This is a genomic window from Acinetobacter sp. YH01019, assembly GCF_013420285.1.
In the GTDB taxonomy this organism is placed as follows: domain Bacteria; phylum Pseudomonadota; class Gammaproteobacteria; order Pseudomonadales; family Moraxellaceae; genus Acinetobacter; species Acinetobacter gandensis.
On record NZ_VOYM01000124.1, the window covers coordinates 1 to 5,808 of the forward strand.

6 protein-coding genes are annotated in these 5,808 nt (G+C 41.0%); 5 read left to right on the top strand and 1 reads right to left on the bottom strand.

What is annotated here, in order from left to right; translation table 11 throughout:
* Positions 1-122: 122 nt before the first annotated feature.
* On the bottom strand, positions 123-689 hold the full coding sequence (locus FTT84_RS16755; RefSeq protein ID WP_180058892.1) for a peroxiredoxin: 567 nt from the start codon (positions 687-689) through the stop codon (positions 123-125).
* Positions 690-878: 189 nt separating this feature from the next.
* Here FTT84_RS16755 and FTT84_RS16760 point away from each other — a divergent pair, with 189 nt between their 5' ends.
* The 5 genes from FTT84_RS16760 (at position 879) to bioD (ending at position 5,612) form a co-directional block, all read left to right on the top strand.
* Complete coding sequence (locus tag FTT84_RS16760) at positions 879-1,610, top strand: hydrolase (RefSeq protein WP_180081908.1); 732 nt, start codon at positions 879-881, stop codon at positions 1,608-1,610.
* A gap of 87 nt (positions 1,611-1,697) precedes the next feature.
* Positions 1,698-3,023 (top strand): adenosylmethionine--8-amino-7-oxononanoate transaminase, encoded by a 1,326-nt coding sequence (bioA, locus tag FTT84_RS16765; RefSeq protein WP_180081910.1) that lies wholly within the window; start codon positions 1,698-1,700, stop codon positions 3,021-3,023.
* Positions 3,020-4,177, top strand: coding sequence for an 8-amino-7-oxononanoate synthase (locus tag FTT84_RS16770; RefSeq protein ID WP_180081912.1), 1,158 nt, complete (start codon positions 3,020-3,022; stop codon positions 4,175-4,177). The genes bioA and FTT84_RS16770 overlap by 4 nt, the downstream gene beginning before the upstream one ends.
* Before the next feature lie 2 nt (positions 4,178-4,179).
* The gene (gene bioC / locus FTT84_RS16775; protein WP_180081916.1) at positions 4,180-4,971 is read left to right on the top strand and encodes a malonyl-ACP O-methyltransferase BioC; all 792 of its coding nucleotides are present in this window, start codon (positions 4,180-4,182) and stop codon (positions 4,969-4,971) included.
* The gene (gene bioD, locus FTT84_RS16780) at positions 4,968-5,612 is read left to right on the top strand and encodes a dethiobiotin synthase (RefSeq protein WP_180081914.1); all 645 of its coding nucleotides are present in this window, start codon (positions 4,968-4,970) and stop codon (positions 5,610-5,612) included. The genes bioC and bioD overlap by 4 nt, the downstream gene beginning before the upstream one ends.
* Positions 5,613-5,808: the final 196 nt, after the last annotated feature.

Consider the following 5,808-nt stretch of genomic DNA (forward strand, 5'->3'; position numbering starts at 1 on the left):
GGGTGGATGCGGTAAAGGTCGCCTTGTGAAGCAGAAAGCAAGTGAAATCCGTGAGGAAGTCGCCTAAGAGCTTTTGCTTTTAGAATCCTCCACTTGAGCTAGTCGAAAGTGGTGGGAGTATGTCAATGTTGTAGTTTTTTGATATCTGCCAAAACTTGCGCCGCATGTGTCTGTGTATTCACACTGGTGTAGTGATAAACAATAATACCTTTTGGATCAATGAGAAAGGTTTCACGTTTGGCAACTTTTAAAATCCCTAAGTTTCGTACAATGCCTAACTGTGTCGCTAGCTTATGTTGTTGATCGGCAAGAATTGGAAAGGGAAGTCCCAGTGCTTTAGAGAACTTTTGATGTGAAGCAACATCATCTAAGCTTGCGCCCAAAACAACAGCATTACTTTTTAAAAATTGTGCATATAGGGTTTTAAATTGATTGGCCTCTTCTGTACAACCTGGGGAGTTATCTTTGGGGTAAAAGTACAGAACAAGCCATTTCCCTTGATATTGCTTCAGTTCGTGCCATTTTCCGTTTTGATCTTGCAATTTAAAGTTGGGTGCGGGGGTGCCTACCCATTGTTTTTGTTTGTTTTGACTGGTGCTGAGTATTGATGTTTCGGCAACTGTGATTTGGGTGGTTGCTATTAAAGCACATGTCATTAAACAGATTTTTAGCAATGAAGAAACTTTCATAGAGTATCAGTTTATATTGTTCTTTATCTGATCTTAGCAAATTTTAAAGCGATGTAGGCAGTCAGATTTTATATCTATCGAAATTGATCCCAAATGTATTTTGCAAATCGGTTGATGTGCTGAAATGCCACTATCAAACTTACTTTGAACTTTTATACTATTTGGAATCGTTTAATTTTAGAGTTTGCATTGAATCAACATATTTTACTTATTACCGGATGGGGCGGCGGCAGTAAATTACTTACTCCTTTACAGCAGGCATTAATTGGACAGGGCTTCAGTGTTGAACTCTGGAACATTTTTGATGCTTTAAACAAAGACTTGCTTGCACAGAAAGTTGAACAGGCAAAACAATTTGATGTGATTATCGGTTGGTCTTTAGGCGGTCAGTTGGCGACTATTTTGGTAGATGCAATACAAAAACAATATCAGCAGAAAAAAGTCCTGATCACGCTAGGTTCAAATCCTTGTTTTGTTGCTAATCAAGACTGGTCAGCAGCAATGGATCAAATGAGTTTTCAGCACTTTAAACAATCCTTTCAACAAGATGCTATTGCTACTTTAAAGAAGTTCGGTTTCATGGTGTGTCAAGGGACTGATAGTACCAAGCAAGATTTTGTAACTCTGCAAAGTTTAATTCAGGCGCAAAATTTAGATGTGCTTCATGCGGGGTTGAGTTGCTTGGAAAAATTAAATAATGTAAGTATCTTAAAAAATTATAGTGGTTATCAGTATCATGTTTTTGCCAAGCAAGATTATTTAGTTAGTTACAAAGTTGAACGTTTATTGCGAAATTTAGCAGTAGAATTTTTACAAACTGAATTAGTTTCTGGCTCACATGGCTTTCCTTTATTTGATGCTGAAAGCATAAGTTGCAAAATCTACCAATATTTAAAGAAAATTGAACAAATCTCCGTATAGCTGGCCTATATCGCAATTTATTTTTGATTCCAGCAGGTTTAACATCATTCCGCATTGATGCAATACCGCGCTTATATGGAGTTAAGGATGACCGAACTAACCGATCTACAATTTGATCAGCAGCACCTTTGGCATCCTTATACTTCCATAACAGCGCCATTACCGACCTTTAAAGTCAAACGTGCATTTGGGGCAGTTATTGAGCTGGAAGATGGCACACAGCTGATTGATGGCATGTCATCATGGTGGTGTGCAATTCATGGTTATAATCATCCTGAACTAAATCAGGCAGTGGTTGATCAGCTGAAAAATATGTCACATATCATGTTTGGCGGCTTAACTCATGACCCTGCAATTGAATTAGGACGCTTGCTGCTCAAAATCACGCCACCATCTTTAGATAAAATTTTTTATGCTGATTCTGGTTCGGTGGCAGTTGAAGTCGCTATGAAAATGGCCGTGCAATACTGGTCTTCTAAAAATGGGTCTACCCAATCTGGCGCCGCATCTTTAAAAAATAAAAAAACCAATTTTATTACACCACGCTCGGGCTATCACGGAGATACATGGAATGCCATGTCGGTTTGTGACCCAGTGACTGGCATGCATCAAATATTTGGTTCAAGTTTACCCAATCGAATTTTTGTTGCCGCACCGCAAACGGCCTTTGATGAGGTGTGGAATCCTGGCGACATTTTAGAGCTTGAACAAACTTTGGCTACGCAGCATGAAAGCATTGCAGCGTTGGTTTTGGAGCCGATTGTGCAAGGTGCTGGGGGGATGCGTTTTTATCACCCAGAATATTTACGCCAAGCCCAATTACTCTGTGAGAAATATCAGGTCTTATTGATTTTTGATGAAATTGCCACAGGCTTTGGCCGTACCGGAAAATTATTTGCATGGGAATGGGCAGGAATTGAACCAGACATTATGTGTATTGGCAAAGGCTTGACTGGCGGTTATATGACTTTGTCTGCAACTCTGACTACCAAGCATATCGCAGAAACCATAAGTCAGGGTGAGGCAGGTGTATTTATGCATGGGCCAACCTTTATGGCGAATCCGCTGGCGTGTGCAGTTGCGCTGAAAAGTACCCAACTTTTAATGCAACAGGACTGGGCGAGTAAGATTCAACGTATAGAACAACAGCTAAAGTTGGGCTTGAGTTCGTTAGCTAAACTCAATTATGTGCAAGATGTGCGTGTGCTTGGTGCCATTGGTGTTGTGGAATTAAGCTTTAATGTTGATATGAAAACCTTGCAACAGGAATTTGTGCGACGCGGAATTTGGGTGCGCCCTTTTGGTAAACTGGTGTATGTGATGCCGCCGTACATTATTTCTGAGCAGCAGTTGGCTGTGTTGTTGCAGCAATTGCAAGAAGTGGTGCAAGGACTGGGGGAGAGAGCAGCATGAGTATGCTTGATCTCTATGCAGAACAGTTGGATGAGTTAAAAGCTCAAGGTAACTTACGTCAGTTTCGCTCCAATATTCAGACTGATCGCTGGATTGAAATAGATAAGCAGCGCATGCTGAATTTATCGTCCAATGACTATTTGGGACTGGCTGCAAATACACAGCTACGTGAGCAATTTTTTGATGAAACACCGAATAGCCAACGCTGGATGAGTTCATCTTCTTCGCGGTTGTTAACTGGTAATTTCCCTGCATATGAACTGCTCGAACAAAGTTTAACCCATGCCTTTCATGGACGTGCAGTGCTGTTATTTAACAGTGGCTACCACATGAATATTGGAATTTTACCGGCACTGGCGGACAGCAAAACCTTAATTTTGGCCGATAAGCTGATTCATGCCAGCATGATTGATGGCATTCGTTTATCCACGGCGAAATACGTGCGTTATCGCCATAATGATTTAGCACATCTGACACAGTTGTTAGGTCGCTACCATGACGATATTGAGATTGAACGAATTATTGTGGTGACCGAATCCATTTTTAGTATGGATGGTGATGAAACTGATCTTGCCGCATTGGTCGCGATTAAACAGCAATTTGCTAAAGTCATGCTGTATGTTGATGAGGCACATGCAATTGGTGTGCGTGGTGAGCAGGGACTCGGATGTGCAGAACAATATAGCGTGATTGATCAGATTGATTTATTGGTCGGCACTTTTGGTAAAGCGCTAGCATCCATTGGCGGTTACCTAATTTGTCATCCGATTATTCGAGATTATTTAATCAATAAAATGCGTCCTTTAATTTTTAGCACCGCGCAGCCACCGATCTGTATGGCGTGGACGAATTTTATTTTTCAGCGCGTACTGAGCCTTAATCATTTACGCAGCCATCTTGCACAAATGAGTAAAAGTTTGCAGCAGGCAATACAAGCCAAAGGTTTTACCTGCCCATCGAGTTCGCATATTGTGCCAGTGATTATTGGCGACTCCTTGAAAACGGTTAAAAAGTCGAAAGCTTTACAACAGGCCGGTTTTTACATCATGCCAGTGCGTCCGCCAACGGTGCCGCAACATAGCTCGCGCCTGCGTATTTCCTTAAATGCTCAGCTTCAGTCCGCTGAGTTAGAGCAACTGATTGCGTTGCTTTGAGATTGACACGCATGGATATTGATAAAGCACACGTGGCGCTACGCTTTGCGCAAGCAGGGCTGAGCTATAGTGAACATGCCGTAGTGCAAAAGCAAATTGCATTACATTTGGCTGGCTTAATGGCTAAACATCTGCCCTCACACGAATTCTCTGAAGTTTTGGAAATTGGCTGTGGTTCAGGAAATTTAACCGATCAATTATTAGAGCAGTTTCGTATAAAAAAATTGCTGTTGAATGATCTGTATGTTGAAGTTCAGCAGCATTTTTCAGCACTTTCTAATAGCTCAACTCAGACTGATTGGTTGATTGGGGATATTGAACAGGTGGCGTTGCCAAAGGCTTTAAACCTAGTTGCATCGTGTTCGGCATTGCAATGGTTAACGGACTTCAATGCATTGACTGCTAAAGTGCGCAATTCACTTAGTGAGGATGGCTATTTTTGTTTTTCCAGTTTTGGCCCACAAAATTTGATTGAAATAAAAACCTTGACTGGACAAGGCCTGAATTACTTTAGCGCAGCACAGATAGTGGATATCTTAGCCGGCAATCAATTTGAAATTTTGCATCTATCTGAACAGCGGTATCACTTGGATTTCACTCATCCCAAACAGGTGTTACAGCATTTAAAAGCCACTGGTGTCACGGCAACAGCGAGTGGTTATCGCTGGACAAAACACAGTCTGCAAAAATTTTATCAAGATTATCAACAGTTTTCTAGAAAAGATGAAGCAGGTCATCTGCAATATGCACTGACCTATCATCCTATCTATTGCATAGTGCGGAGAAAGCCATGACAGGGTCTGTATATTTTATCAGTGGGATTGATACAGGAATAGGCAAAACCTATACCACAGGCTATTTGGCGAAAATATGGAATGAACAAGGCACGCGAACGATCACGCAAAAGCTGATTCAAACCGGCAATGTTGATGTTTCTGAAGATATTGAGCAGCATCGTCAGATTATGGGTACAGGTTTTTTGCTTGAAGATGAAACCAAGCTGACCATGCCTGAAATTTTTACTTATCCAGCATCGCCACATTTAGCCACCAAACTCGATGGGCGTGAAATCGATTTTGCAAAAATTGAGTTTGCCACCAAACAACTGAAAGAAAAATATCAAGCGGTTTTATTGGAAGGTGCGGGCGGTTTGATGGTTCCCCTAACCACTGAATTATTCACAATTGATTATGTTGCTCAGCAAAAATTCCCAATTATTTTGGTGACATCAGGTCGTTTGGGCAGCATTAACCATACGATTTTAAGTTTGGAAGCATTAAAAAGTCGTGGCTTAGTGCTTTATGCACTGGCTTATAATTTAAATGATGAATCGCAAGATGCATTGATTTCTAAAGATACTGCTGAATATTTAAAAGCATATTTAGCCAAACACTTTCCAGAGGCGTTATGGATTGATGTTCCTGTATTGGCATAATGGGCTAACTCTTTATATTGACAATGATTGGGCGTATTTATGACGGATCATGCGTTTATAGAACTTGCGGGCTTTGTTGCACAAACCTATCTGTAAAGGCTTTTTCAGCGATATAATTTTCAAATGAAGAAGCCTGCACACAAAATCTACCGCACAACCAATTGGCCCGCATATAACCGAGCACTTATGAGTCGCG